We start from the raw sequence: 22,850 nt of genomic DNA, 5'->3' as shown, positions 1-22,850 counted from the left end.
CCTTAGGCGGCTGCTGCTGCCATTTTTTCGGCTTTGGCGATCACTTCGTCGATGCCGCCAACCATCAGGAAGGCTGCCTCGGGCAGGTGATCGTATTCGCCAGCCACAACGGCCTTGAACGACGAGATGGTGACATCCAGAGGAACCTGAACACCCGGCGAGCCGGTGAAGACCTCGGCCACGTCGAACGGTTGCGACAGGAAGCGTTCGATCTTACGGGCACGGGCCACGGTCAGCTTGTCCTCTTCCGACAGTTCGTCCATGCCGAGGATGGCGATGATGTCCTGCAGCGACTTGTAGCGCTGGAGGATCTGCTGAACGTCGGTCGCAACCTTGTAGTGCTCTTCGCCGACGATGGCCGGGTCGAGCAGGCGCGAGGTCGAGTCGAGCGGGTCAACCGCCGGGTAGATACCCTTTTCCGAGATCGCACGGTTAAGAACGGTGGTCGCATCCAAGTGAGCAAACGAGGTTGCCGGCGCGGGGTCGGTCAAGTCGTCCGCAGGCACGTAGATCGCCTGCACCGAAGTGATCGATCCGGCCTTTGTCGAGGTGATGCGTTCCTGCAGGGCACCCATGTCGGTAGCCAGTGTCGGCTGGTAGCCCACAGCGGACGGGATACGACCCAGCAGAGCCGAAACCTCGGAACCCGCCTGTGTAAAGCGGAAGATGTTGTCGACGAAGAACAGAACGTCGGTACCGGACTGGTCGCGGAACTGCTCGGCCAGAGTCAGACCGGTCAGAGCAACACGCGCACGCGCACCCGGAGGCTCGTTCATCTGACCGTAAACCAGGGCCACCTGGCTTTCCGACAGGTTGTCCGGCTTGATCACGTTCGATTCGATCATCTCGTGATACAGGTCGTTGCCTTCACGGGTCCGTTCACCAACACCCGCAAACACCGAGAAGCCCGAGTGCACTTTTGCGATGTTGTTGATCAGTTCCATGATCAGAACGGTTTTACCAACGCCGGCGCCGCCGAACAGGCCGATCTTACCGCCTTTGGCGTAAGGGGCCAGCAGGTCAACCACTTTGATGCCGGTGACCAGAACTTCGGACTCGGTCGACTGTTCGGCAAAGGTCGGTGCGGGCTGGTGGATCGCGCGCGCTTCGGTTGCCTCAACCGGGCCTTTTTCGTCGATCGGCTCGCCGACCACGTTCAGGATGCGGCCCAGGGTGGCGTTGCCAACCGGAACCGAGATCGGTGCACCGGTGTCGGTGACCACTTCACCACGGACCAGACCTTCGGTCGCGTCCATCGCGATGGTGCGGACAGTGTTTTCACCCAGGTGCTGAGCAACTTCCAACACCAGGCGCTTGCCGTTGTTGGTGGTTTCCAGCGCGTTCAGAATTTCAGGCAGCTGATCTTCGAAGTGCACGTCGACGACGGCCCCGATGATCTGTGTGACTTTGCCTTTTGCATTCGCCATGTTTCGTCTCCGGTTTGTCTCTACAGCGCCTCGGCGCCGGAAATAATTTCAATCAGCTCGTTGGTGATCACGGCCTGACGCGAGCGGTTGAACTGGATCGTCAGCTTGTCGATCATCTCACCCGCGTTGCGTGTCGCGTTGTCCATTGCGGACATCCGCGCGCCCTGTTCAGACGCTCCGTTTTCGAGCAGAGCCGAGAAGATCGCGGTCGCAACCCCCTTGGGCAGCAGGTCGGCCAGAATGGCCTCTTCGCTGGGCTCGTAGTCGAAAATGGCACCGCTGTCGTCACCTTCCGATTCCTCGAACGAGGCGGGGATGACTTGCTGTGCCGTCGGGATCTGGGTCACAACGTTGACGAACTTCGAGTAGAAGATCGTGGCAACGTCGAACTCGCCCCCGTCGAAGCGGGACAGGATGTCCTTTGCGATGTCCTGCGCGTTGGAATAACCCAGACGCTTGACCTCGCTCAGGTCCACATGCCCAACGAACAGATCGCCAAAATCACGCTTGAGCGCGTCGCGGCCTTTCTTGCCGACGGTCAGAATCTTGACCGTCTTGCCCTTGCCGCGCAGCTCTTCCGCCTTCTGGCGGGCCAGCTTGGCGATGTTCGAGTTGAAGCCGCCACACAGGCCGCGTTCAGCTGTCAACACAACCAGCAGATGGACATCATCACTGCCCGTACCACGGAGCAGCTTGGGGGCGCTGTCGCTGCCCCCGACCGACGCCGCCAGCCCGGCCATCACGGCATTGAACCGCTCGGCATAAGGGCGCGAGGCTTCGGCAGATTCCTGGGCGCGGCGTAGTTTTGCGGCCGCGACCATCTGCATGGCCTTGGTGATCTTGCGGGTCGATTTGACCGACTCGATCCTGTTTTTAAGGTCCTTCAGACTAGGCATCGGAACCTCCTATCAAGCGAAGGTCGCGGCGTATTCGTCGATCGCTGCTTTGAGTTTGTCGGACGCGTCGCCTTTGATCTTCGGATCTTCGTCGGTGATCCACTTCAGCAGGTCAGCGTGCTTGCCGCGCAGATGCGCCAGCAGGCCAGCCTCGTAGCGGCCAACATCCGACACGTCGATCTTATCGAGGTAACCGTTGGTGCCCGCGAAGATGACGCAGACGATTTCCGCGTTGGTCAGCGGCGAGTACTGCGGCTGCTTCATCAGCTCGGTCAGGCGCGCACCGCGGTTCAGCAGCTGCTGGGTTGCGGCGTCGAGGTCGGAACCAAACTGTGCAAAGGCCGCCATTTCGCGATACTGAGCCAGTTCCAGCTTGACCGGACCGGCAACCGATTTCATCGCGTCGGTCTGAGCCGACGAGCCCACACGCGAAACCGACAGACCGGTGTTCACAGCAGGACGGATGCCCTGATAGAACAGTTCGGTTTCCAGGAAGATCTGACCGTCGGTGATCGAGATCACGTTGGTCGGAATAAAGGCCGAAACGTCACCACCCTGGGTTTCGATAACCGGCAGAGCGGTCAGCGAACCTGCGCCGAAGTCTTCGTTCAGCTTCGCCGAACGTTCCAGCAGGCGGGAGTGGAGGTAGAAAACGTCACCCGGATAGGCTTCGCGGCCCGGCGGGCGGCGCAGCAGCAGCGACATCTGACGGTAGGACACAGCCTGTTTCGACAGGTCATCATAGATGATCAGCGCGTGGCGGCCATTGTCACGGAAGTATTCCGCCATCGCGGTTGCGGCATAGGGTGCCAGGAACTGCATCGGTGCCGGGTCGGACGCGGTTGCGGCGACAACGATCGAATACTCAATCGCACCGGATTCTTCCAGTTTCTTCACCAGCTGGGCAACGGTCGAACGTTTCTGACCGATCGCAACGTAAACGCAGTACAGTTTCTTCGACTCGTCGTCGCCTGCTGCTTCGTTATAGACCTTCTGGTTCAGGATGGTGTCCAGAGCCACAGCGGTTTTACCGGTCTGGCGGTCACCAATGATCAGCTCGCGCTGGCCACGGCCAATCGGGATCATCGCGTCAACCGATTTCAGGCCGGTTGCCATCGGTTCGTGCACCGATTTACGCGGGATGATGCCAGGTGCCTTGACGTCTGCAACGCCACGCTTGGTGGCATTGATCGGACCTTTGCCATCCAGCGGGTTGCCCAGACCGTCAACAACACGGCCCAGCAGCTCGTCACCGATCGGAACGTCCACGATCGAGTTGGTGCGCTTGACAGTGTCACCTTCTTTGATGTCACGGTCAGAACCGAAGATAACGACACCGACGTTGTCGCTTTCCAGGTTCAGCGCCATACCCATGATGCCGCCGGGGAATTCGACCATCTCACCGGCTTGAACGTTGTCCAGGCCATATACACGGGCAATCCCGTCACCGACGCTCAGCACGCGACCGATCTCGGCCACTTCGGCTTCCTGACCAAAATTCTTGATCTGGTCCTTCAGGATTGCAGAAATCTCTGCAGCTTGGATTCCCATTTATCCGACCTCTTTCATTGCATTCTGTAGGGAGTTCAGCTTCGAACGGATCGAACTGTCGATCATTTTCGAGCCCACTTTGACGACAAGACCGCCGATGAGGCTTTCATCCACGGTCGCATTGATAGTTACGGTCTTGCCCACACGCTCGGACAGCGTCTTGGACAGTTTTTCCAGTTGTGTCTTGGTCAGCGCCTTGGCCGAGGCGACATCGGCGGTCACTTCGCCACGCTCATCTGCCAGCATGTCACGCAGCACCTGCACCAGTTGCGGCACAACAAACAGGCGGCGTTTCTGCGCCATCAGAGCCAGCGTGTTGCGCAGGATGGCGTTCAGCCCCATCTTGTCAGCAACAGCGGCAATTGCTCCTTCTTGCTCGGCCCGCGAAATCAAAGGCGATGCGATCAGGTCACGCAGGTCGGCACTGTCGCCCAGTGCTGCTGCCAGATCATTGATGCCGGATTCCAGACCCGCAAGGTCATTATTCTCTTTTGCGATCTCGAAGATCGCGGTGGCATAGCGCTCGGCGATGCCTGTGGAAATCGAAGCTGGTTCGGACACGTCCACCCTTCCGATATTTGAGGCCCCGATTTTGGGTAGCGGCCGCTACCTTGGGGCGTGAGGAAACCCCGGCCAGACGGTCGGGGATCAAAATCACCGGGGATGTAGCAGAGGTGAACCAACCAAGCAATACGCTATAGCGGTAACAGATTTATCCACAAAATGTTAATTTTCATACACTTACACCAAGTGCGACCGTTTGGACCCGTCAACCCGGTTGAAAAATGTTACGAATATGCAGGTTTTTGCGATTCCTGTGACTTTTTTCTCGCGAATTTGTCACTTTGGGATGCACGCAGTTGTCATGCAGGCTTTAGCAAACCGTCAAGCGCCTTGATCGGCTTCCTTATGGCATCTTTGGTGACATTGCCCCGAGGCGGATGAATGTTCTTTGTGACCTCAACCATCAACACCCCGCCCGCCATGACAGTTGGAATGCGCTGTCCGGTTTTTTCGATCAGACTGCCCGATTTCAACCAGAACCGCCGGAAGGACGGCGGCATGTAAAGAGCCGAGCAATGCGCCTCGGGCAGGAAGTAATGCGACCTGAGCTGATTTTCCAGCTGAGTGGCGGAATAGGGACGACCAAAGCCAAATGGCGTTTTGTCCGTACGTGACCACAGACCCGCCCGGTTCGGAACAATGAACACGGCCCTGCCACCAGGGCCCAGAACACGCCAGCATTCCTCCAGCAGCTGGTTTGGCCGCTCGGACGTTTCCAGCCCGTGCATCACCACCAGCTTGTCCACGTGACCGGTTTCAATGGGCCACCGGGTTTCTTCTGTCAGCACCGAGACATTGGGCATCCCCGCAGGCCAGGGCATCACGCCCTGCGGGCCGGGCATCAGCCCGATGACCCGGCGCGCACCGGCCAGATAAGGGCGCAATAGCGGCACGGCAAAGCCAAAACCGGCAACGGTCTGACCTTTGGCTTCGGGCCAGAGCTCGGTCAGCCGCCCGCGAATAGCTGCCTGTGCCGCGCGCCCAAGGGTGCTGCGGTAGTAGAAGTTCCTCAGATCCTGCACATCAAGATGCATTGCGGACATCCGGTCAATCGGCTTAGCTGGGCGCAGTCTAGCAATGAAAGGGCAAAAGGCCATGCCTCTTGAAATCGTTACAATCCCGTGCCTCAGCGACAATTACGCCTTTCTGGCCCATGACAGCGGCAATGGCCAGACTGCGCTGATCGATGCGCCCGAAGCCGCGCCGATTCTTGCAGCACTGGAAGATCGGGGATGGAGCTTGTCACATGTGCTGCTGACCCATCATCACTGGGATCACGTTGAAGGGCTGCCCGAAATTCTGACCCATCACCCCGCAAAGGTCATCGGTGCGGCCGCCGACGCGCACCGCCTGCCCCCGCTGGACCAGCAGGTTGCCGAAGGCGACAGCTTTGAGGTGGGTGGCGAACTGGTCGAGGTGCTGGACGTTTCGGGGCACACGGTTGGTCATGTCGCGTTTTATCTTCCGCAAAGCGCGGTCGTCTTTACCGCTGACAGCCTGATGGCCCTCGGGTGTGGGCGTCTGTTCGAAGGCAGCCCGGCGCAGATGTGGGCGTCGCTGAGCAAGCTGGCCGCTTTGCCGGACGACACCCTTGTCTGTTCGGGGCATGAATATACACAATCCAACGCGAAATTCGCCATTACCGTCGATCCCGAGAACGCTGCGCTGAAACAGCGAATTGCCGATATCGACCGCGCCCGCGCCGCTGGCGAAGCCACTGTTCCGTCGGTTTTGGCGCTTGAAAAAGCCACCAACCCGTTCCTGAGGGCCACGGATCCGGCGATTCAGGCCCATCTTGGTATGGTAAACGCCGATCCTGCGGCGGTTTTCGCCGAAATCCGGGGTAGAAAAGACAGGTTCTGATGCTTATTTGCCCCTCTTCACGGCCACGGTCACAACAAATGTGACTGTCAAGTGAAAGAAAACCCTTGAAGCCGGGCCACGATCAACCAAACTCTAATAGTATGAGGACATGGTTGGGATGGGGTTCCGGCCGAAAGCCCGCCCCCTTCTGACCCAAGACAGAGGAGCACCCGCGTGCCTTCATTCTCGAGCACACTGGAACAAGCCATCCACGCGGCCCTTGCGGCTGCGAATGAACGGCGACACGAATTTGCAACGCTGGAGCATTTGCTGCTGGCGCTTCTGGAAGAACCCGATGCGGTACGCGTCATGAAAGCGTGCAGCGTTGATCTGGACGAGTTGCGCAGCACTCTGGTTGAGTTCATCGACGAGGACCTATCGAATCTGGTCACGGATATTGACGGGTCCGAAGCCGTACCAACGGCAGCGTTCCAGCGCGTCATTCAACGCGCCGCGATTCATGTGCAAAGCTCGGGCCGGACCGAAGTGACCGGTGCCAATGTGCTGGTCGCGATATTCGCTGAACGCGAAAGCAATGCCGCCTATTTCCTGCAGGAACAGGACATGACCCGGTATGACGCGGTCAATTTCATCGCCCATGGCGTGGCCAAAGACCCCGCGTATGGCGAAAGCCGGTCGGTATCCGGTGCGGATCAGGTGGAAGAAGAAGCTCAGACAGGTTCCGGCGACACGGAACAAAAGGAAAGTGCGCTTGGGAAATATTGCATTGACCTGAACGCGAAATCGCGTGCGGGTGATGTCGATCCGCTGATCGGGCGGGCGGATGAGGTGGAACGCTGCATCCAGGTGCTGTGCCGCCGCCGCAAGAACAACCCGCTGCTGGTGGGCGATCCGGGCGTGGGCAAAACCGCCATCGCCGAAGGTCTGGCGCACAAGATCGTCGCTGGAGAGGCGCCGGATGTCTTGGCAAACACCACCATCTACTCGCTGGACATGGGTGCGCTGCTGGCCGGGACCCGTTATCGCGGCGATTTCGAGGAACGCCTGAAAGCGGTTGTAACCGAGCTGGAAGAGCACCCCGACGCGGTGCTGTTCATCGACGAAATTCACACCGTGATCGGTGCTGGTGCAACCTCGGGCGGGGCAATGGATGCCTCGAACCTGCTGAAACCTGCGTTGCAGGGCGGCAAGCTGCGCACCATGGGCTCGACCACCTACAAAGAGTTTCGCCAGCATTTTGAAAAGGACCGCGCCCTGTCGCGCCGGTTCCAGAAGATCGATGTGAACGAGCCTTCGGTTGAAGACAGCGTCAAGATCCTGCGCGGTCTGAAGCCTTATTTCGAAAAACATCACGACATCAAGTATACCGCTGATGCGATCAAAACGGCGGTCGAGCTGTCGGCACGTTACATCAACGACCGCAAGCTGCCCGACAAGGCCATCGACGTGATTGACGAGGCTGGCGCGGCGCAGCATCTGGTGGCGGAAAGCAAACGGCGCAAAACCATTGGTGTCAAAGAGATTGAGGCCGTGGTTGCCAAGATCGCCCGCATCCCGCCCAAGAACGTCACCAAGGACGATGCCGAGGTGCTGAAAGACCTCGAAGCCTCGCTGAAACGGGTGGTGTTTGGTCAGAATCTGGCGATCGAGGCGCTGGCCAGCGCAATCAAACTGGCCCGCGCCGGCCTGCGGGAACCCGAAAAGCCCATCGGCAACTATCTGTTTGCCGGCCCGACCGGCGTGGGCAAGACCGAGGTGGCGAAACAGCTGGCGGACACGCTGGGCGTTGAACTGCTGCGTTTCGACATGTCGGAATACATGGAGAAACACGCGGTCAGCCGTCTGATCGGCGCGCCTCCGGGCTATGTCGGGTTCGATCAGGGCGGCCTGCTGACCGACGGTGTCGACCAGCATCCACATTGTGTGTTGCTGCTGGACGAGATTGAAAAGGCGCACCCGGACGTGTTCAACATCCTGTTGCAGGTGATGGACCATGGGGAACTGACCGACCATAACGGCCGTACAGTGAACTTCCGCAACGTGGTGCTGATCATGACCTCGAACGCGGGGGCGCAAGAGCAGGCCAAGGCCGCGATCGGGTTCGGTCGTGACCGTCGCGAGGGCGAAGACACCGCCGCGATTGAACGCATGTTCACGCCGGAATTCCGCAACCGTCTGGATGCCGTGATCTCGTTCGCGCCGCTGCCGAAAGAGGTCATTTTGCAGGTGGTCGAGAAATTCGTCCTGCAACTGGAAGCGCAGTTGCTGGATCGTGGTGTGACCATTGATCTGACACCCAAAGCCGCCGAATGGCTGGCGGATAAAGGGTATGACGACAAGATGGGTGCGCGCCCGCTGGGTCGCGTCATTCAGGAATACATCAAGAAACCGCTGGCCGAAGAATTGTTGTTTGGCAAGCTGGCAAAAGGCGGTGTGGTCCGTGTCTCGGTCAAGAAAGGTGATCTGGATCTTGAGATCCTTGGCCCGGATCAACCGCGCATTTCGGGTGACAAGCCTCCGCTTCTGACGGCGGACTGATCGCCCGCCGCATTTAACAGAAAACCCGCCTACCAAGGCGGGTTTTTTTGGTTTCGCCCAGCGCTGGCAAGGCCCACCCGCCTACCCGGCGTCGCGTTGGCATCTCGGTTAGGCCGCGTGTGAAACGTCTGGCGGACATGCACCGCCTTGATTTTCCAACGGTTCGGGTCACTGTGGCCGGGATCGCCACTAACCGGTTGCGGATCGGCTGTTTGTTTTCGTGACTGCTAAGGGCCAGTGGCCTTACCTTTCGGTCAGCTTCAACTCGATCCGGCGGTTTTGCGCGCGTGCCTCGGGCGTGTCAGCCGGATTGACGGGCTGGAATTCACCAAACCCGTTGGCTGCAAGGCGGTTGGGCGGAATGCCCAGCGCGTCAACCATATAGCGCACAACCGACAGCGCGCGACCCTGGCTGAGCTCCCAGTTGTCGCGATACCTGCCCGACCCGGCCAGAGGAACGTTGTCGGTGTGGCCGTCGACCCGGATCACCCAGTTCAGACCGGGCGGGATTTCAGCAGCGACACTGCGCAGGATGCTGGCCACCTTGGCGACTTCCTGCTGCCCTTCTGCGGACAGCACGGCGGACCCGGTCGGAAACAGAACCTCGGACGAGAACACGAACCGGTCGCCTTCGATGCGCACCCCTTCCTGACCGCCAAGGACGTCCCGCAAACGACCAAAGAATTCCGAGCGATAGCGTTGCAGGTCCTCGGCCTGTGCCGCCAGTTCCTGGTTCTGCCCGGCCAGAGCCTTGGCCTCGGCCTCAAGACGCAGGCGCTCCGCTTCTTCCAGCAGACGGCGCCTGCGTTCTTCGGATGCGGCACGGGCCAGTGCGGCGTTCAGGTCCTGCCCTAAGGTCTGAATCTGCACCTCGGCGGCGGCGTTGCGTTCTTCGAAATCATCAAGCAAAGCCTGCAAAGAGCCCAATTGCCCGCGCAGGGCGGCGATCTGCTGGTTCAGCAGGGCGGCCTCTCTCTGCGCCTCGGCAGAGATTTCTTTTTCATCCGAAAGCGTCGCATTGGCGAGGTCCAATAAGGCCTGCCGCTGCTCGGCCAGAGAGCGTTGCGCATCGGCATCCGCCTGCGCTTGTGTCTGCGCCTGCAAAGCGGATTCAAGCTGGGCCCGCAGTTCATCGGGGTTCACGTCGCCAAACTGACGCTCCAACGCGGCACGCGCCGCCTGTGCTGCCGCCAGCAGGGTGAGTGTGTCTTCAGCCTCTTTGCGCTGCGCTTCGAGTGCGAGTGTCATGGCCGTCAGTTCGGCATCGGCATCCTGAAGGCGGTTACGCAATGCTTCGGCGGCGGCGGCTTCGGCCAGACGGGCGGCCTCTTCATCGCTGAGCTGCTGTTCAAGGTTGGTGATCTGGGCGTCCCGGTCGGCGCTGCCTTGCTCCAGATCCGCCACCAGTGCTTCCAGTGCTTCCCGACGGGCAGCGGCCAAACGGGCGGCTTCGGTCTGTGCGTCGATTTCCTCGCGGCTTTGGGCAAGCGCCAGGTTCAACGCCTCCTGCTCGGTCAGCAGTTTCGCGCGCTGCGATTCAAGCGCTGCAATATCACCCAGTGCCCGTTCCTGTTCGGCCAGCAGGGCGGCAACTTGCGCTTCGAAATTGGTGATCCGGGTCTGTGCCTGATCCAAAGCGACAGCCTGTCGGTCGCGCTCGGTGGTCAGTGATGCGATCAGTGACTGGGCTTGCGCCAGATCGTCTTCGGCCTGCGACAGGGTGGTATTCAACGCCCCAAGCCGCGCCTGCAACCGGCTGTTTTCGCGTTCTTCCAGCCCCAGCGCCCCCGCCAGCGCCGCGATTTCGTCGGCCAATGTGGTCAGTTCGTCTTCCTGACCCGAGATGGTTTCGCGCAGCACAAACTGGATCACCATGAAGATGGTCAGCACAAAGGTCAGCACCATCAACAGCCCCGTCATCGCGTCGACGAAACCGGGCCAGACCGAGCCCTGGAACCGTTGACCGGTGCGGCGGGACAGCGCCATGGGCTATTCTCCTTCCGGCGAGGTGCGTACCGCACCGCGCGGCAGGGTCAGCGCCTTGACCAGCAGTTCAATATCCTTGCGGAACTCGTTCATGCTTTCCTGCCGACCCGCCGATATCTCTTCGAGGATACGCAGCAGCTGCACATCCATCGAGCGCAGGCGCATCCGGCTTTCGGCGTCGATACCTTCACCCGCACCGTGATCGCGCATGTGATCCAGCAGGGCTTCCTGACCCAGCGCCACGCGTTCCAACACCGCTGTGACACTTTCGGTATTGGCCTGACGGTTGTTCATCTCACCGATCACATCGACCAGCAAACCCAGCTTGGCGGAAACCTCGGCCCGGTCGCTTTCCTGCGCTGAAAACAGATCCTGCAACGCGTCCATCTGTTCGGACATGGCGTCCAGCACCGGCGTGAGCACGGCTATTTCGGCACCGCCTTCTTCTCCACCCGCGAAACCTACACGGGTGATCGAAGACAGCCATTCCTCGAGCTCGCGATAGAAGCGGTTCTGGCCGTGCCCTGCGAAAACTTCGAGCAGACCGACGATCAGCGACCCGGCCAGACCCAGCAGAGACGATCCGAACGCAACGCCCATCCCCTGCAACTGCGCCTCGAGCCCGGTCATCAGGCGGTTGAACACGGCCAGCCCTTCTTCGCCCTCTTGCGGATTAAGGCTGCGGATCGTATCAACGATGGCAGGTACGGTTGTCGCCAAACCGAAGAATGTGCCCAAAAGACCCAGATAGATCAGTACGTTGGTGATATAGCGGGTGATCTCCCGCTCTTCCTCGACCCGTTCGGCTACGGAATCCAGAATCGAGCGGGTTGAAGTGGAGCTGATCTGCGACCGCGCGCCCCGTTCGCGCAGCAATGATGCCAAAGGAGCCAGCAATTGCGGCGTGCGGGCGTCTTCGCGAACAACACCGCCGACGAAGGCCTCGATCCAGCGTACGGATCCGATCAGTTGCGTCACCTGATAGAAACAGGCAAGAACGCCGATCAGAAAAACCATCAGGATGAAGCCGTTCAGGTACGGGTTGGCGAAGAACACCGGTAACACATAGGGCAGCGCCAGAAACACACCCAGCCCGGACAGGCCGATCGCCATCAACATCAACAGAATCTGCCGTGTTGGATGCGAGAAATGGGGTCTCGCGCCCTGATGTGCCTGCGCCATGCGCGTGGTTCCCGGTATTTGCCTGCTCTGCGTCGAAACTAGCGAAATTCCATTGGTGACGCCAAGAGTTTATGCGGTAATACTACGCACCCGTTGCGCCAACCACTCAAGATCGGCGTCGCGCAGGCCGATCTCGGCCAGATGTTCGGCGGTATTGTACAGGTATTCGTCATTCGGGCCGCGCCCGCCAACCGCATGGGCGATGATCCGGGCCTGATCCTCCAACGGCATGCCACCGCAGTATTGCACGTGGTCCGCATCGATCACATAGGTCACGGCGTTGACAATGTCGCCATTTTCCAGATGCACATCCAGCATACGTTCGACATAGGCCGACGAGATCAGCTCGCGCTCGCGCAGTTCGTGCAGGGTGCGGTCTTCGTGACCGGTTTCAACCGCAAGGGCCAGACCGGTGCAGGTCGCGTTTGCCTGTTCGTCCAGCGCCAGCACCAGCCCCGGTTCTTCCTCGGTTCCCCGGTGGTGGATCGAGCTCATGCAGAAGGACCGGGCATAGCCATGCAGTGTCGCGCGTTCGCTGCGCGCGACCGGAAAGCCCGGATTCCACAGCAGCGATCCATAACCGAAAACCCACATCGTCATTGCACTGGTCCTTGCCCGTTTGGGCCTATAAACATCAATTCCGAGGCAGGAAAAAGGGCCAAAGCTCATGCGCCGTATCATACGAGTGATCATTTTTATCGGCGTCCTGTGGAGCGCATATTGGTTTGTCGCCGGATATGGTCTGCGCGCGGCAATCACTGGCTGGTTTGATCAACAACAGGCGCGCGGCTGGCTGGCTGATTTCTCGGACGTGGCAACGGCAGGGTATCCGACCCATCACGTGACTCGTCTGAACAACCCTGCCCTTGCAGATCCGGTGAATGGCACAGCCTGGCGTGCGGACTGGATCGAATTCGAAAGCCCCGCGATCTGGCCCGGCCGGCAGGTGCTGCGGTTTGCCGAGACGCCGCAACGACTGTCTTACTACGATCAAACCTCAACGATTGTTGCCGATGAATTGATTGCAGAACTACAGTTGCAGCCCGGCGTTTCGCTTGTGCTTGAGAAACTGGCGCTGACGGCAGGGGCTTGGTCGGTGACCGAAAACTCCACTGCACTGGCCGCCGGGGACACCCTGAGCCTGATCATGGCGCAAACATCCCAGCCCGAAGCCTATGCCATTACCGCCCGCGCGGATGGGTTCACACCCGGTAACCGGTTGCGGGCCCTTATGAACTCGGCCGCGTCGCTGCCGCAGTCCTTCGAAACGCTGGAACTGGACATGATCACCACGTTCAGCAAAGTCTGGGACAGGTCAGCGCTGGAACACAGCAGACCACAGCCCGTGGCCATCGACCTGCGACTGGCCGAGATCAAATGGGGTGGGTTGCGTCTGTTTGCTGCCGGTAAACTGGATGTAGACGCGCAGGGTGTTCCCAGTGGCGAGATCGCCGTCAAGGCCGAGAACTGGCGCGATATGGTCGACATGGCAAACGCGGCAGGTGCCCTGCCTGATCAGGCGGTTGATCCTGTCACCCGCGCACTGAATTTTCTGGCAGGGCTGGGCGGCAACCCCAACGCGCTGGACCTTCAGCTGAACTTCCGGGATGGTTTTGTCGCCTTGGGGCCGGTGCCGCTGGGCCCTGCCCCGCGGCTGATCCTTCGTTAACGGCAATACGCTCCGCTGCGGTAGCGTGCCGTATCCAGATGGAAATGATCGCGATGGTAGCTGTCCGAGTTCGGCCCCAAAACGGTGCCGAACGGGCCACACGCGCCGCGCCAGATCTTCTGCAATTGCTTCTTTGACGGGTTCTTGCGCCATCCTGCGAGGACGGTCACCACCTCGCCATCGGCCATTTTGAAGGCTGAAATATCAATGGCCCGTCCTTTGCCGTGCTCGGAAATCCGCGCGCCTTTGCGGTTGTTGCGGGTTCGGCAGGCATAATGAGCCGCCACCTGCAACTCGACCACCGGGCCGCGACGTTTGAAGGTGGGTTTGACTGTCTTATCGACCCATTTGTTCAGTGCAACGGCGGTGCCGCAATCCATTGTCGATGGGCGGCTGAGTGCCACACCGGAAACAGAGGTGATCTGCACCGCATCTTTTACGCCACAGGCTGAATTCTCGCTGCCGACCCTTCCGACGGGCTTGCCCTGAATTGCGATATCTCCGCAAACGGACCCTTTGCGCAGCTTGCGTTTTTTGAAAAGCACCTGCTGTTCAAGCGATTCAGGTCTCATGTTAGGCATCAACGACGTATCGGGCCCCAGCAGCGGCAATTCCGATGGTCGCGCCAGGGCGGCAGTGACCTGCGGTGAAACCGGGCGTGAGATGGGGCGCAGATCGGTTATGGCCGCGACGGACACCGGGGCAACGGCGGACACAACCTGTACGTTGTGCTGGTCCAGAATCGGACGTGCAGGTGGGACCAGAGATCGTTCCAGAGGTGCTGCCTGTGTGGCCACGGCGCACAACGCCATGATCCCGATCAGAAATTGCCCCCGGTAAACCCTCATGAACCTGCCTTTCCCCGCCCGAAATCCGGTGCGTCGGTGTCCTGCCCCGCATCGATGATGCCGCGACGAATAGCACGGGTATGGGTAAAGTAGTCAAACAAATGTTCCCCGTCCCCGGTGCGGATGGCACGTTGCAGCGCAAACAGCTCTTCCGTGAACCGGCCCAGGATTTCCAGTGTCGCGTCTTTATTGGACAGGAACACATCACGCCACATGGTCGGGTCAGATGCCGCAATGCGGGTGAAATCCCGAAAACCCGCAGCCGAGTATTTTATCACTTCGCTATCGGTCACCCGGCGCAGATCGTCGGCCACACCAACCATCGTGTAGGCGATCAGGTGCGGCGCATGGGACGTGACGGCCAGAACCAGATCGTGATGATCCGCGTCCATCTCATCCACATGGGACCCCATACCTTCCCACAACGCCCGAAGGCGGGCGATTGCATCCGGGTCGGTCCCTTCGACAGGCACCAGCAGGCACCAGCGATTATCGAACAATTTGGCAAAACCCGATTCCGGACCGGAATGCTCTGTCCCAGCCAAAGGATGCGCGGGAATGAAATGCACACCTTCGGGGACATGCGGCTGAACTGCCTGAATGACATGCCGCTTGACCGACCCCACATCCGACAGGGTCGCGCCGGGCTTGAGCACGGGTGCGATGTCTTCTGCGACGGCTCCCATTGCCCCCACGGGCACGCAAAGAACGACAAGATCAGCACCTTCGACCGCTTCGCGCGCCGTGTCACAGACGCGGTCGCACAGCCCGATTCTGCGCGCCGTGTCACGTGTCGCCTCGGACCGGGCATAGCCGGTCACTTCTCCAGCCAGGCCCCCACGCTTGATCGCCCAGAACATGGAGGAGGCAATCAGGCCCAGCCCGATCAGCGCAACCCGGTCGTAAATCTGGCTCATGCTGCGCCCTCTTTGAATGCTGTAATCGCCAACACAACGCGGCGGCAGGCTTCCTCATCGCCCACGGTGATCCGCAGGGCATTCGGCAGGTTGTAGCCTGCAACCCGGCGGACAATCAAACCCTGCGTCTTAAGATAGTCGTCACAGGCCTCGGCCTCGGTCCTGTCGGCAAAACGCGCGAGGATGAAGTTGGTGCAGGACGGGTCCGAGGGTACGCCGACCTTGTCCAGCTCCTTGGCCAGCCACACCCGAAGGCGCGCATTTTCGGATTGGCAGAACGTCAGGAATTCGACGTCGCTGATCGCTGCTTCGGCTGCAGCCAGAGCTGTCAAAGACAGGTTGAAGGGCTGACGCACCCGGTTCAGTACATCGATAATCGATTGGTGCGTATACCCCCAGCCGACCCGCATCCCGCCCAACCCGTACACTTTCGAGAATGTACGGGTCATGATCACGTTCTCATACGCATCCACCAAAGACGCGCCGCCATCGAAACCGTCGACGAATTCGGCATAGGCGCCGTCCAAGACCATCAGGCAGGTATCAGGCAGACCCTGCGCCAGACGGTCCAGTTCGTCGTTCGAGATCATGGTCGAGGTCGGGTTACCGGGGTTGGTGACAAACACGATCCGCGTCTGGCTGGTTACGGCGGCCAGAATGGCATCCACATCAACTTTGCGGTCGCGCTCGGCCACCATGACCGGTGCGGCACCTGCCATGCGGGCGATGATCGGGTACATGGAGAACCCGTGCTCGGTATAGACCACCTCATCCCCCGGCCCCGCATAGGCCTGAGCGATGAATTGCAGCACCTCGTCGCTGCCGACACCGCAGATGATCTGCGCAGGGTCCAGCCCGTGACGCGCGCCGATGGCCGCGCGCAAACTGGCGTGGTCGGTGTTGGGGTACCGATGCAAAGTGGCCGCGCTGTCGCGCACCGCCTCAATCGCCTTGGGGCTGGGGCCGAACGGGTTCTCGTTCGAGCTCAGCTTGATCACATGCTCAACACCCGCCACATGCGACTGGCCGCCCTGATAAAGCGCGATGTCCATAATGCCGGGTTGCGGGGTGATCTTGGTCATGAGAGGCTCCGTTGATTGGGCCCCTCATACCTGTCTCAACGGATTGAGAAAAGCGACAATTCCATCATGCGGCCTTGAAGCGCGCAGTCGCCGGGTCGGCGTTGTAATAAGGCACGAATTCCTCGGTACGGCGCGACAGGTCATTGACACTGTCGATGATGAACTGGACCGTTTCCTTGCTCATCAGGTACGAGAAATTCAGGCGTACCCAGCCGGGTTTCTTCATCTCTTCCCCTGCAGACAAGGCCGCGTGCAATGCCTCGGATGCGGCGCGATCAATCCCCAGAAGGCGGTGGGCATAAGGCCCTGCGCAGGCACAGCCGCCACGTGCCTGAATGCCGTAGACGTCGCTGAGCATCCGGGTAAACAGCTGCTGATGCACAGGCTGTCCCGCGTTGTCGCGCACGAGGAAAGAGAAGATCGGCAGGCGATGCGGGTGATTGACCCCAAGCAAGGTCAGTTTCGGATTATCCTTCCACCCGTCCAACGCCATCTGGTTGTACTGCGCCTCGCGCCTTGCAATTTCTTCCGTGCCGACGACATCTTTGACGATAAAGGCCAGCGCCGCGCGGATGTCGCCGATCACGTTGGGCGTTCCCGCCTCTTCCCGCGCAGACAGGTCCGCGCTGTAGTCATGCCGCCACGGTGACACGAAACTTACGGTGCCACCACCCGGCCAGCTGGGGCAGTTCCGTTTGGCTGCAGCCCGGTTTACGATCAGAACACCCGAGGCCCCCGGACCGCCCGGAAACTTGTGCGGGGAAACGACGATCGCATCCTTGCGCGCGTCCGCCGGCCCCATATCCATCGGCAGGTAAGGCCCGCCTCCGGCGTAATCCCAAATCGCCACGGCACCATGCGCCTTGAGCAACCGCGTCACCGGATCAGGGTCAGTGACAATTCCGGTTACATTGGACGCCGCCGAAAAGGAACCGATCAGAAGATCTGCGCCTGCATGGGTCAACAGCGCGGTTTCCAGCGCCCCCAGGTCGACACCGCCACCTTCGGCTTCGGGGATTTCAACCACAAGTGCCTTGCTTTCCCGCCACGGCAGGATGTTCGAGTGATGCTCGTAAGGACCAATCAAGACAACCGGTTGGTCGGCCTCTGCCACCCCGAGCAGGCTGACCAACCGGTTGAGCCCCGCAGTGGCACCAGACCCGGTGAAGATCACCGCATCCTCTTCCTGGGCACCAACAATGCGGGCTATTTCCGCCCGCGCCTCGCGGCGCAGATGTGTCATGTAAGATCCGCAGTAAGAGGCCTCGGTGTGGCTGTTCGCGTAAAACGGCAACACATGTTGCGCCACAAAGTCTTCGACTTGCCGCAAGGCGCGACCCGAAGCGACGTAATCCGCATAGACAAGCGGCACGTCCCCATGCAGACCCGGGATCAGAACATTCTCTCCGATCAGCCCATCGCGCAGGTTTGAATTGTGAGCGGTGGAACAGAGTTCCGCACGAAACTTGGACAGGGACATTGCATTGGCTCCTAACTGTCCGACTAATGTGATTTATTGTCAGCGCGAAAACTTCACCTATTATTGCATAGATTTTAAAATCTTTGTGTCATATGATCAGTAATGGCATCAAAATTGGATCAAATTGACACACGCATTCTGAAAGAACTGCAGAAGGACGCCACCCTGTCGCAACGGGAGTTAGCGGATCGTGCGGGGCTTTCGCAGAACGCCTGCTGGCGGCGTCTGAAGGCTTTGAACGAAGATGGCGTCCTGATCGGCTCAACCGCCCGCATCGCACGCGAGAAATTGGGGCTGAGCCTTGTGGTCTTTGTCATGCTGCGCACGCGGCATCATTCGGCCGAGTGGCTACAGGCCTTTCGCGGCCACGTTCTGACGATCCCCGAGGTCGTGGATTTTCATCGTATCGGCGGTGACTACGATTATCAGCTGAAAGTCGTCACACAGGATATGGCGTCTTACGACAAGGTGTATCAACGGCTGATCGAAAAGGTCGAGCTGGACAGCGTCACGTCGTATTTCGCGATGGAAGCAATCGCCGAAGGTCGGCCCTTGCCGATATAATCACGCCGTAAACAGCGGGCGTTTTTGTTTGAAAAAGGGCACCGCGATATCGCGGAACGCGACCAGTTTTGCCGAAGGCCAAACATCCGGGTGCGCCACGATCCAGATATCTGCGTAGGGTTGCGGTGAAAGGACCGGAACCTGCACTAAGCCCCGAAGTGAGCGGCCCAGAAACACCGGCATACGCACAACGCCCAACCCTGATTGTGCGGCACCCGCCATCGCGACCATGTCATCAAAGCGCATATGTATCCGCGAGTTCGGATAGATTTTGTCGACGCCGTCCGGCAGGTTCGGCTGCTTTTCATAAAGCAACCAATCCACGGGCGCGTTCGGATCTTGCTGCATTCGCGCGGCCCATTCCGACGTGGCAAAACAAGCGCTGTGCTGTTGCGTCAGGCGCAGACCTTTCAACGTATCGCCGGGGTTGCGGCTGATCCGGATCGCAATGTCGGCTTCGCGCCGATTAAGGTCCAGAATCTCGTTTGCCGCGCGCACCTGCAAAGACACAGCAGGGTGCCTTTGAGCAAACTCGCCCAGCGCCGGGGCCAGCACATGGGCAATTAACAGTTGCGGCGCGGTTAAGGTCAGTTGCCCTTCCAGCCGGGCATCCCGCCCTGACAAACCGCGCAGCATTGCGTGTTCTGCGCTTTCCATCCGGGCAGCATACGCAGCGACTAGGTGCGCTGCTTCTGTCGGTCGATACCCGTCGGTCAGCCTTTCGAACAGCACTTCGCCTGTCGCCGCTTCGGCGCGGGCTATACGGCGCGCGACAGTTGTGTAGTTGACGCCAAGCTCTTGTGCCGCGGCGGACAGGGTGCGCCTGCGGACCACGGCGAGTACGGCCCGGTAATCATCCCAATGAATATCCATACATGCAAATTCGCACATCACTGATGCAAATACACGCGTTTTCGCAAAGCAGGTCACACCCTAGCTTTTGCCCACACATCAAGGAGCAAAGCCATGATCTATGCCTACGCAAAACTTACCGTAAAGAATCCCGACGCGCTGGCCGCTTATCGCGAACAGGCCGGGCCTGCACTGGCCCGCCATGGCGGAAAAGTCGAACACGCCACCAAAGAAACAACCGCGCTGGACGGCACGCCGGACTTGCCTGACGTTGCAGCCCTACTTTCCTTTCCCAACCGGGACGCGGCGCTGGGATGGATCAACGACCCGGAACTAAAAGACATTCACGAGCTGCGTCGCAGCGCAGGCGCGTCAGATATCGTTCTGCTGGGCTGAAAATGAAAAGAGCCGCACCCAAAGGTGCGGCTCTGAATTCCAGGTCGGAATGCGAAGATCAGTTCTTCGCGTAGAATTCGACGACCAGGTTCGGTTCCATCATGACCGGGTACGGCACATCGCTCAGGCCCGGTGCGCGAACGAACGTTGCGGTCATTTTCGAGTGGTCAGCATCAATGTAGTCAGGAACATCACGCTCGGCCAGGGCAACAGCTTCCAGAACAACAGCCAGTTGCTTGGACTTGTCACGCACTTCGATGACGTCGCCTTCTTTGACGCGGTAGCTGGGGATGTTCACCCGCTTGCCGTTCACTTTGACGTGGCCGTGGTTCACGAACTGACGCGCAGCGAAGACGGTCGGTACGAACTTGGCACGATAGACGACGGCGTCCAGACGGCGCTCCAGCAGGCCGATCAGGTTTTCACCGGTGTCGCCTTTGACACGCTCGGCTTCGGCATAGATGCGGCGGAACTGCTTTTCGGTCAGGTCGCCGTAGTAGCCTTTCAGCTTCTGCTTGGCACGCAGCTGCAGACCGAAGTCCGACAGTTTGCCTTTGCGGCGCTGGCCGTGCTGGCCGGGGCCGTATTCACGACGGTTGACCGGGGATTTCGGACGACCCCAGATGTTTTCGCCCATCCGGCGGTCGATTTTGTACTTGGCAGACGTGCGTTTGGTCACGGCTGATCTCCTTCTTTAGGTCGATGCCCAAACGGGCAACTATGAAGGGCGTTGTCCTCTTGAGGTTTCCCTCATGACAGGCTTCCCCTTGCGGGGGCCACCAACACCAATGAAGCCGCGCTTATATCCGCAAAGCCGGCAGAGTCAACACGGCATTCAACGCAGTTTCGAATATCTGCAAAGATATGTTCGCCGCAGGCAGCACAGGCCCCTGCGCGCATAGCGACGGTTGCCGTCACACCGCTTTCATCAAGAAAAATGCAGGTCGCCTTCAGGCCGGAAATGCAACGACGTTCCCACCGCCTTCAGCACCCGCCTTGTGCACCATCACAACCTCGGTCACGTCGACGATCCAGAATTCTTCATCCCGTGGCGGGCAAGCGCCATCGAAAACGATGGTCGGCGCTGCATCATTGGTGTCGGCAACAAGGTTGGCTGAAAACCGCTGCGACCCATTGGTAAGCGTCAAAGCTCCGGTCACGTAGCCGGAGATTTCCCGGACAATCGGAAAGCGGTTCTGCAAACGGGTTGCAGCTCCCCGCGCATATCCAATCTGTTCGACGCTGCTCTCGGCTTCTGCGCTCAGCACTATTGCCTGTCCGCGCCATGACCAAGCCGCACCAACTGCCAGACACGCCAGAGGCGCGTCCTCGAGTCCGTCAATTTCAGTTTGATCCCATGAAATGGCTACCTGACCGTTAACTCCGGCTCTCATCTGCCCACTCGCACTATTTAACATCCCGATATTCAATCATTGCTTATCAGCACAAAATCCGGCGGAAAAGAGACGGGAATGCAGCATTCACAAGAATGTTGCAGAAGTGAATCAAAAATACGTGTTTGCCTTGATCCAAGCTGATTATCTGAGCATCAGCTTGCTGCGGCTCCCCAGGGAATGGTTTCTGGCCAGAGATCAAGATGGAAAAACCCACTCGTGAGAGTGGTGGTCACACTTCCTTAGTCAGACATGCGATCCGACGGAGCGTTTTGGTGATGGGCGCTAAGCTGCTGCTGGACCGTCCATGGACCTTGACGCCGAGTGTAACAGCATTGGCGGCAACAAGCGTTCTTTTGACCTTGTGCACTGGTGTGGCCCTGCCGATCTATTTCAAACTGGTGCAAACGCTAGGGTCCATGGACGTCGCAAGCCAGGTGTATCTGCGCGCCGGTGTCGGTGTGATGCCGGGTCTGGCCATCCTGGGTGAGACATTTACCTGCCCTGTGGCGATGGGGCTTTTCTCGGTCATTGGTGAGCCTGCAGTTTCTCACCAGCCGCCATGGACCGCCCTGTTGAATCGGCTCATAGCTGCCTTACGTCAGCGACTGTCGATGCCGTGGTGCGGCCTGTTCGTATTCGTAAGGTCGCGTGACGAGACCGCATTCGAGAAAATACCCCGCTTGCGAACTGCAGGCGGGGCGCTCTCCCAAAACGACTAGGTCGTTGGAGGTTCAATAGCCTACGGTAAAGGCGGCACGTGGATATTTGGGCGATTGAGCCTCATCTACAATTGCCACTGCAAAATCTTCCATGGAGATTTCTGAGTTGCCGGCGTCATCAACAATCAGGTTATCTGTGTCGGTTCTGAAGACGCCTAGGCGTTCACCGGGCTGCAATAAGGCGGACGGGCTGGCATAGGTCCAGTTTGCTGAGGCATCCGATGAACAGAGTTCCCACTGCGCCATGGATGCACGTGCGGTTGGGACTATGCTTTCAGGCAGAAAGTCTGGATCTGATAAGACAGTGTGCGGGCTGCCATCGGGCATATGCAGACGAGCGGCACCCCCAATAATAATTACACGAAGACGGACAAGTGATGCGACATGCAGGATGGATCGGGTCAAAGCAACAATTTCGCCCTCACGCCCGGCTGGTGCGCGCACAGCGCTTACGGCCAGATCCTGACCAGCCATGGCCGCGGCCAAAGCCGCAGGGTCCGCAACATTCGCAACAATCGGCTTGGCGCCTTTGGGCAGGTTTTCGATCCCTGCCTCGTTTCGAACTGCCGCGGTAACGTCATGGCCACGCGAGATCGCCTCAGTCACGACACGAGAACCGACATCGCCAGTTGCACCAAATACGACAAGTTTCATGAGCATTCTCCTTTTGGATTGAGGTGTGTATGGGCAGTTTCTGAAAGAACGAGAGGGCTAATACGCCCGGCACGCTGCCCAAGCCAGATTGCCGTGAGCACCACTCCGGCTCCGGCGATCTGGGTGGGCGTCAGAGCCTGGCCAAGAAGCATCCAGCCAATAACGACTGCGGAAAGCGGGCTGAGAAAACCAAGGGCTGAAACGGCGCCGGGCTCGATCCGGGAAACGCCCCGGAACCATAAGATGTATGTCAGCGCAGCCCCGATCAGAGTGAGATAGACGATGCCGGTGATGTTTTGCGTAT

The 22,850-nt window shown here is 59.4% G+C and carries 23 protein-coding genes; 6 read left to right on the top strand and 17 right to left on the bottom strand.

Translation table 11 applies throughout. The features are described from left to right. Positions 1-2 precede the first annotated feature (2 nt). The 5 genes from atpD to ACR0EK_RS04280 all read right to left on the bottom strand — a co-directional run bounded on the left by atpD (position 3) and on the right by ACR0EK_RS04280 (position 5,472). Positions 3-1,427, bottom strand: a complete 1,425-nt coding sequence (atpD, locus tag ACR0EK_RS04300; RefSeq protein WP_209504802.1) for a F0F1 ATP synthase subunit beta — start codon at positions 1,425-1,427, stop codon at positions 3-5. 20 nt (positions 1,428-1,447) lie between these two features. Continuing rightward, a complete protein-coding gene (locus ACR0EK_RS04295) occupies positions 1,448-2,323 on the bottom strand; it encodes a F0F1 ATP synthase subunit gamma (protein ID WP_480482282.1) in 876 nt (291 codons plus the stop codon). 12 nt (positions 2,324-2,335) lie between these two features. Beyond that, the gene (gene atpA, locus ACR0EK_RS04290; protein ID WP_209504804.1) at positions 2,336-3,874 is read right to left on the bottom strand and encodes a F0F1 ATP synthase subunit alpha; all 1,539 of its coding nucleotides are present in this window, start codon (positions 3,872-3,874) and stop codon (positions 2,336-2,338) included. After that, positions 3,875-4,435, bottom strand: a complete 561-nt coding sequence (locus tag ACR0EK_RS04285) for a F0F1 ATP synthase subunit delta (RefSeq protein ID WP_209598051.1) — start codon at positions 4,433-4,435, stop codon at positions 3,875-3,877. A gap of 302 nt (positions 4,436-4,737) precedes the next feature. Continuing rightward, on the bottom strand, positions 4,738-5,472 hold the full coding sequence (locus ACR0EK_RS04280; protein ID WP_480482285.1) for a class I SAM-dependent methyltransferase: 735 nt from the start codon (positions 5,470-5,472) through the stop codon (positions 4,738-4,740). Positions 5,473-5,533: 61 nt separating this feature from the next. Here ACR0EK_RS04280 and gloB point away from each other — a divergent pair, with 61 nt between their 5' ends. Together gloB and clpA are read left to right on the top strand one after the other, a co-directional pair. After that, positions 5,534-6,301, top strand: coding sequence for a hydroxyacylglutathione hydrolase (gloB, locus tag ACR0EK_RS04275; RefSeq protein ID WP_480482287.1), 768 nt, complete (start codon positions 5,534-5,536; stop codon positions 6,299-6,301). A gap of 174 nt (positions 6,302-6,475) precedes the next feature. After that, the gene (clpA, locus tag ACR0EK_RS04270; RefSeq protein ID WP_480482288.1) at positions 6,476-8,800 is read left to right on the top strand and encodes an ATP-dependent Clp protease ATP-binding subunit ClpA; all 2,325 of its coding nucleotides are present in this window, start codon (positions 6,476-6,478) and stop codon (positions 8,798-8,800) included. 243 nt (positions 8,801-9,043) lie between these two features. On the opposite strand, the gene ACR0EK_RS04265 is transcribed toward clpA, so the two are convergent. From ACR0EK_RS04265 to ACR0EK_RS04255, 3 genes are all read right to left on the bottom strand, one after another. After that, positions 9,044-10,786, bottom strand: coding sequence for a peptidoglycan -binding protein (locus tag ACR0EK_RS04265; protein WP_480487546.1), 1,743 nt, complete (start codon positions 10,784-10,786; stop codon positions 9,044-9,046). Positions 10,787-10,789: 3 nt separating this feature from the next. Next, positions 10,790-11,968: a biopolymer transporter ExbB gene (locus ACR0EK_RS04260; RefSeq protein ID WP_480487544.1), complete on the bottom strand. Its 1,179-nt coding sequence runs from the start codon at positions 11,966-11,968 to the stop codon at positions 10,790-10,792. 69 nt (positions 11,969-12,037) lie between these two features. Next, a complete protein-coding gene (locus tag ACR0EK_RS04255; RefSeq protein WP_480487542.1) occupies positions 12,038-12,568 on the bottom strand; it encodes a gamma-glutamylcyclotransferase in 531 nt (176 codons plus the stop codon). A gap of 67 nt (positions 12,569-12,635) precedes the next feature. Here ACR0EK_RS04255 and ACR0EK_RS04250 point away from each other — a divergent pair, with 67 nt between their 5' ends. Beyond that, complete coding sequence (locus ACR0EK_RS04250) at positions 12,636-13,637, top strand: DUF2125 domain-containing protein (protein WP_480565313.1); 1,002 nt, start codon at positions 12,636-12,638, stop codon at positions 13,635-13,637. Here ACR0EK_RS04250 and ACR0EK_RS04245 read toward each other — a convergent pair. The 4 genes from ACR0EK_RS04245 to ACR0EK_RS04230 all read right to left on the bottom strand — a co-directional run bounded on the left by ACR0EK_RS04245 (position 13,634) and on the right by ACR0EK_RS04230 (position 17,964). Continuing rightward, entirely contained in the window at positions 13,634-14,485 is an 852-nt protein-coding gene (locus ACR0EK_RS04245; protein ID WP_480565310.1) for an extensin-like domain-containing protein, read from the bottom strand. The two genes, ACR0EK_RS04250 and ACR0EK_RS04245, sit on opposite strands and share 4 nt — an antisense overlap. After that, a complete protein-coding gene (locus ACR0EK_RS04240) occupies positions 14,482-15,402 on the bottom strand; it encodes a prephenate/arogenate dehydrogenase family protein (protein ID WP_480493584.1) in 921 nt (306 codons plus the stop codon). The genes ACR0EK_RS04245 and ACR0EK_RS04240 overlap by 4 nt, the downstream gene beginning before the upstream one ends. After that, positions 15,399-16,484: a histidinol-phosphate transaminase gene (gene hisC, locus ACR0EK_RS04235; RefSeq protein WP_480565307.1), complete on the bottom strand. Its 1,086-nt coding sequence runs from the start codon at positions 16,482-16,484 to the stop codon at positions 15,399-15,401. The genes ACR0EK_RS04240 and hisC overlap by 4 nt, the downstream gene beginning before the upstream one ends. A 64-nt stretch (positions 16,485-16,548) precedes the next feature. Further along, positions 16,549-17,964 carry an aminotransferase class V-fold PLP-dependent enzyme gene (locus ACR0EK_RS04230; RefSeq protein ID WP_480565305.1) on the bottom strand — a complete coding sequence of 472 codons (1,416 nt, stop codon included), beginning with the start codon at positions 17,962-17,964 and terminating at the stop codon, positions 16,549-16,551. 102 nt (positions 17,965-18,066) lie between these two features. On the opposite strand from ACR0EK_RS04230, the gene ACR0EK_RS04225 reads away from it, so the two are divergent. Continuing rightward, positions 18,067-18,528: an Lrp/AsnC family transcriptional regulator gene (locus tag ACR0EK_RS04225; protein ID WP_480565302.1), complete on the top strand. Its 462-nt coding sequence runs from the start codon at positions 18,067-18,069 to the stop codon at positions 18,526-18,528. On the opposite strand, the gene ACR0EK_RS04220 is transcribed toward ACR0EK_RS04225, so the two are convergent. After that, positions 18,529-19,401, bottom strand: a complete 873-nt coding sequence (locus ACR0EK_RS04220; RefSeq protein WP_480565299.1) for a LysR family transcriptional regulator — start codon at positions 19,399-19,401, stop codon at positions 18,529-18,531. Positions 19,402-19,494: 93 nt separating this feature from the next. Here ACR0EK_RS04220 and ACR0EK_RS04215 point away from each other — a divergent pair, with 93 nt between their 5' ends. Next, a complete protein-coding gene (locus ACR0EK_RS04215; protein WP_480482308.1) occupies positions 19,495-19,776 on the top strand; it encodes a DUF1330 domain-containing protein in 282 nt (93 codons plus the stop codon). Between the two features lie 58 nt (positions 19,777-19,834). Here the strand turns inward: ACR0EK_RS04215 and rpsD are convergent, their stop codons facing one another. Then, positions 19,835-20,455 carry a 30S ribosomal protein S4 gene (gene rpsD / locus ACR0EK_RS04210; protein WP_170374584.1) on the bottom strand — a complete coding sequence of 207 codons (621 nt, stop codon included), beginning with the start codon at positions 20,453-20,455 and terminating at the stop codon, positions 19,835-19,837. Between the two features lie 271 nt (positions 20,456-20,726). Then, a complete protein-coding gene (locus ACR0EK_RS04205) occupies positions 20,727-21,170 on the bottom strand; it encodes a hypothetical protein (RefSeq protein WP_209504820.1) in 444 nt (147 codons plus the stop codon). A 278-nt stretch (positions 21,171-21,448) separates the two neighbouring features. On the opposite strand from ACR0EK_RS04205, the gene ACR0EK_RS04200 reads away from it, so the two are divergent. Continuing rightward, positions 21,449-21,892: a hypothetical protein gene (locus ACR0EK_RS04200; RefSeq protein ID WP_480565296.1), complete on the top strand. Its 444-nt coding sequence runs from the start codon at positions 21,449-21,451 to the stop codon at positions 21,890-21,892. Positions 21,893-21,904: 12 nt separating this feature from the next. On the opposite strand, the gene ACR0EK_RS04195 is transcribed toward ACR0EK_RS04200, so the two are convergent. Further along, a complete protein-coding gene (locus tag ACR0EK_RS04195) occupies positions 21,905-22,546 on the bottom strand; it encodes an NAD(P)-dependent oxidoreductase (RefSeq protein WP_480565294.1) in 642 nt (213 codons plus the stop codon). Further along, the coding region (locus ACR0EK_RS04190) for an EamA family transporter (protein WP_480565291.1) at positions 22,543-22,850 on the bottom strand (308 nt) is incomplete at its 5' end. The genes ACR0EK_RS04190 and ACR0EK_RS04195, both read right to left, overlap by 4 nt.

Source organism: Ruegeria sp. AE4 (assembly GCF_056542185.1).
Note: the sequence above shows the minus strand (reverse complement) of the source record. Positions and strands in the feature narration are given on the sequence as shown.

Excerpts from the sequence above, each read along its gene's own strand:
- ACR0EK_RS04245 (WP_480565310.1), bottom strand. The coding sequence starts at position 14,485 with ATGAGGGTTTACCGGGGGCAATTTCTGATCGGGATCATGGCGTTGTGC.
- ACR0EK_RS04295 (WP_480482282.1), bottom strand. The coding sequence starts at position 2,323 with ATGCCTAGTCTGAAGGACCTTAAAAACAGGATCGAGTCGGTCAAATCG.
- gloB (WP_480482287.1), top strand. The coding sequence starts at position 5,534 with ATGCCTCTTGAAATCGTTACAATCCCGTGCCTCAGCGACAATTACGCC.
- ACR0EK_RS04240 (WP_480493584.1), bottom strand. The coding sequence starts at position 15,402 with ATGAGCCAGATTTACGACCGGGTTGCGCTGATCGGGCTGGGCCTGATT.
- hisC (WP_480565307.1), bottom strand. The coding sequence starts at position 16,484 with ATGACCAAGATCACCCCGCAACCCGGCATTATGGACATCGCGCTTTAT.
- ACR0EK_RS04280 (WP_480482285.1), bottom strand. The coding sequence starts at position 5,472 with ATGCATCTTGATGTGCAGGATCTGAGGAACTTCTACTACCGCAGCACC.
- ACR0EK_RS04215 (WP_480482308.1), top strand. The coding sequence starts at position 19,495 with ATGATCTATGCCTACGCAAAACTTACCGTAAAGAATCCCGACGCGCTG.
- atpA (WP_209504804.1), bottom strand. The coding sequence starts at position 3,874 with ATGGGAATCCAAGCTGCAGAGATTTCTGCAATCCTGAAGGACCAGATC.
- ACR0EK_RS04220 (WP_480565299.1), bottom strand. The coding sequence starts at position 19,401 with ATGGATATTCATTGGGATGATTACCGGGCCGTACTCGCCGTGGTCCGC.
- ACR0EK_RS04195 (WP_480565294.1), bottom strand. The coding sequence starts at position 22,546 with ATGAAACTTGTCGTATTTGGTGCAACTGGCGATGTCGGTTCTCGTGTC.
- ACR0EK_RS04225 (WP_480565302.1), top strand. The coding sequence starts at position 18,067 with ATGGCATCAAAATTGGATCAAATTGACACACGCATTCTGAAAGAACTG.
- ACR0EK_RS04260 (WP_480487544.1), bottom strand. The coding sequence starts at position 11,968 with ATGGCGCAGGCACATCAGGGCGCGAGACCCCATTTCTCGCATCCAACA.
- ACR0EK_RS04205 (WP_209504820.1), bottom strand. The coding sequence starts at position 21,170 with ATGAGAGCCGGAGTTAACGGTCAGGTAGCCATTTCATGGGATCAAACT.
- ACR0EK_RS04265 (WP_480487546.1), bottom strand. The coding sequence starts at position 10,786 with ATGGCGCTGTCCCGCCGCACCGGTCAACGGTTCCAGGGCTCGGTCTGG.
- ACR0EK_RS04230 (WP_480565305.1), bottom strand. The coding sequence starts at position 17,964 with ATGTCCCTGTCCAAGTTTCGTGCGGAACTCTGTTCCACCGCTCACAAT.
- atpD (WP_209504802.1), bottom strand. The coding sequence starts at position 1,427 with ATGGCGAATGCAAAAGGCAAAGTCACACAGATCATCGGGGCCGTCGTC.
- ACR0EK_RS04200 (WP_480565296.1), top strand. The coding sequence starts at position 21,449 with ATGGGCGCTAAGCTGCTGCTGGACCGTCCATGGACCTTGACGCCGAGT.
- ACR0EK_RS04255 (WP_480487542.1), bottom strand. The coding sequence starts at position 12,568 with ATGACGATGTGGGTTTTCGGTTATGGATCGCTGCTGTGGAATCCGGGC.
- ACR0EK_RS04250 (WP_480565313.1), top strand. The coding sequence starts at position 12,636 with ATGCGCCGTATCATACGAGTGATCATTTTTATCGGCGTCCTGTGGAGC.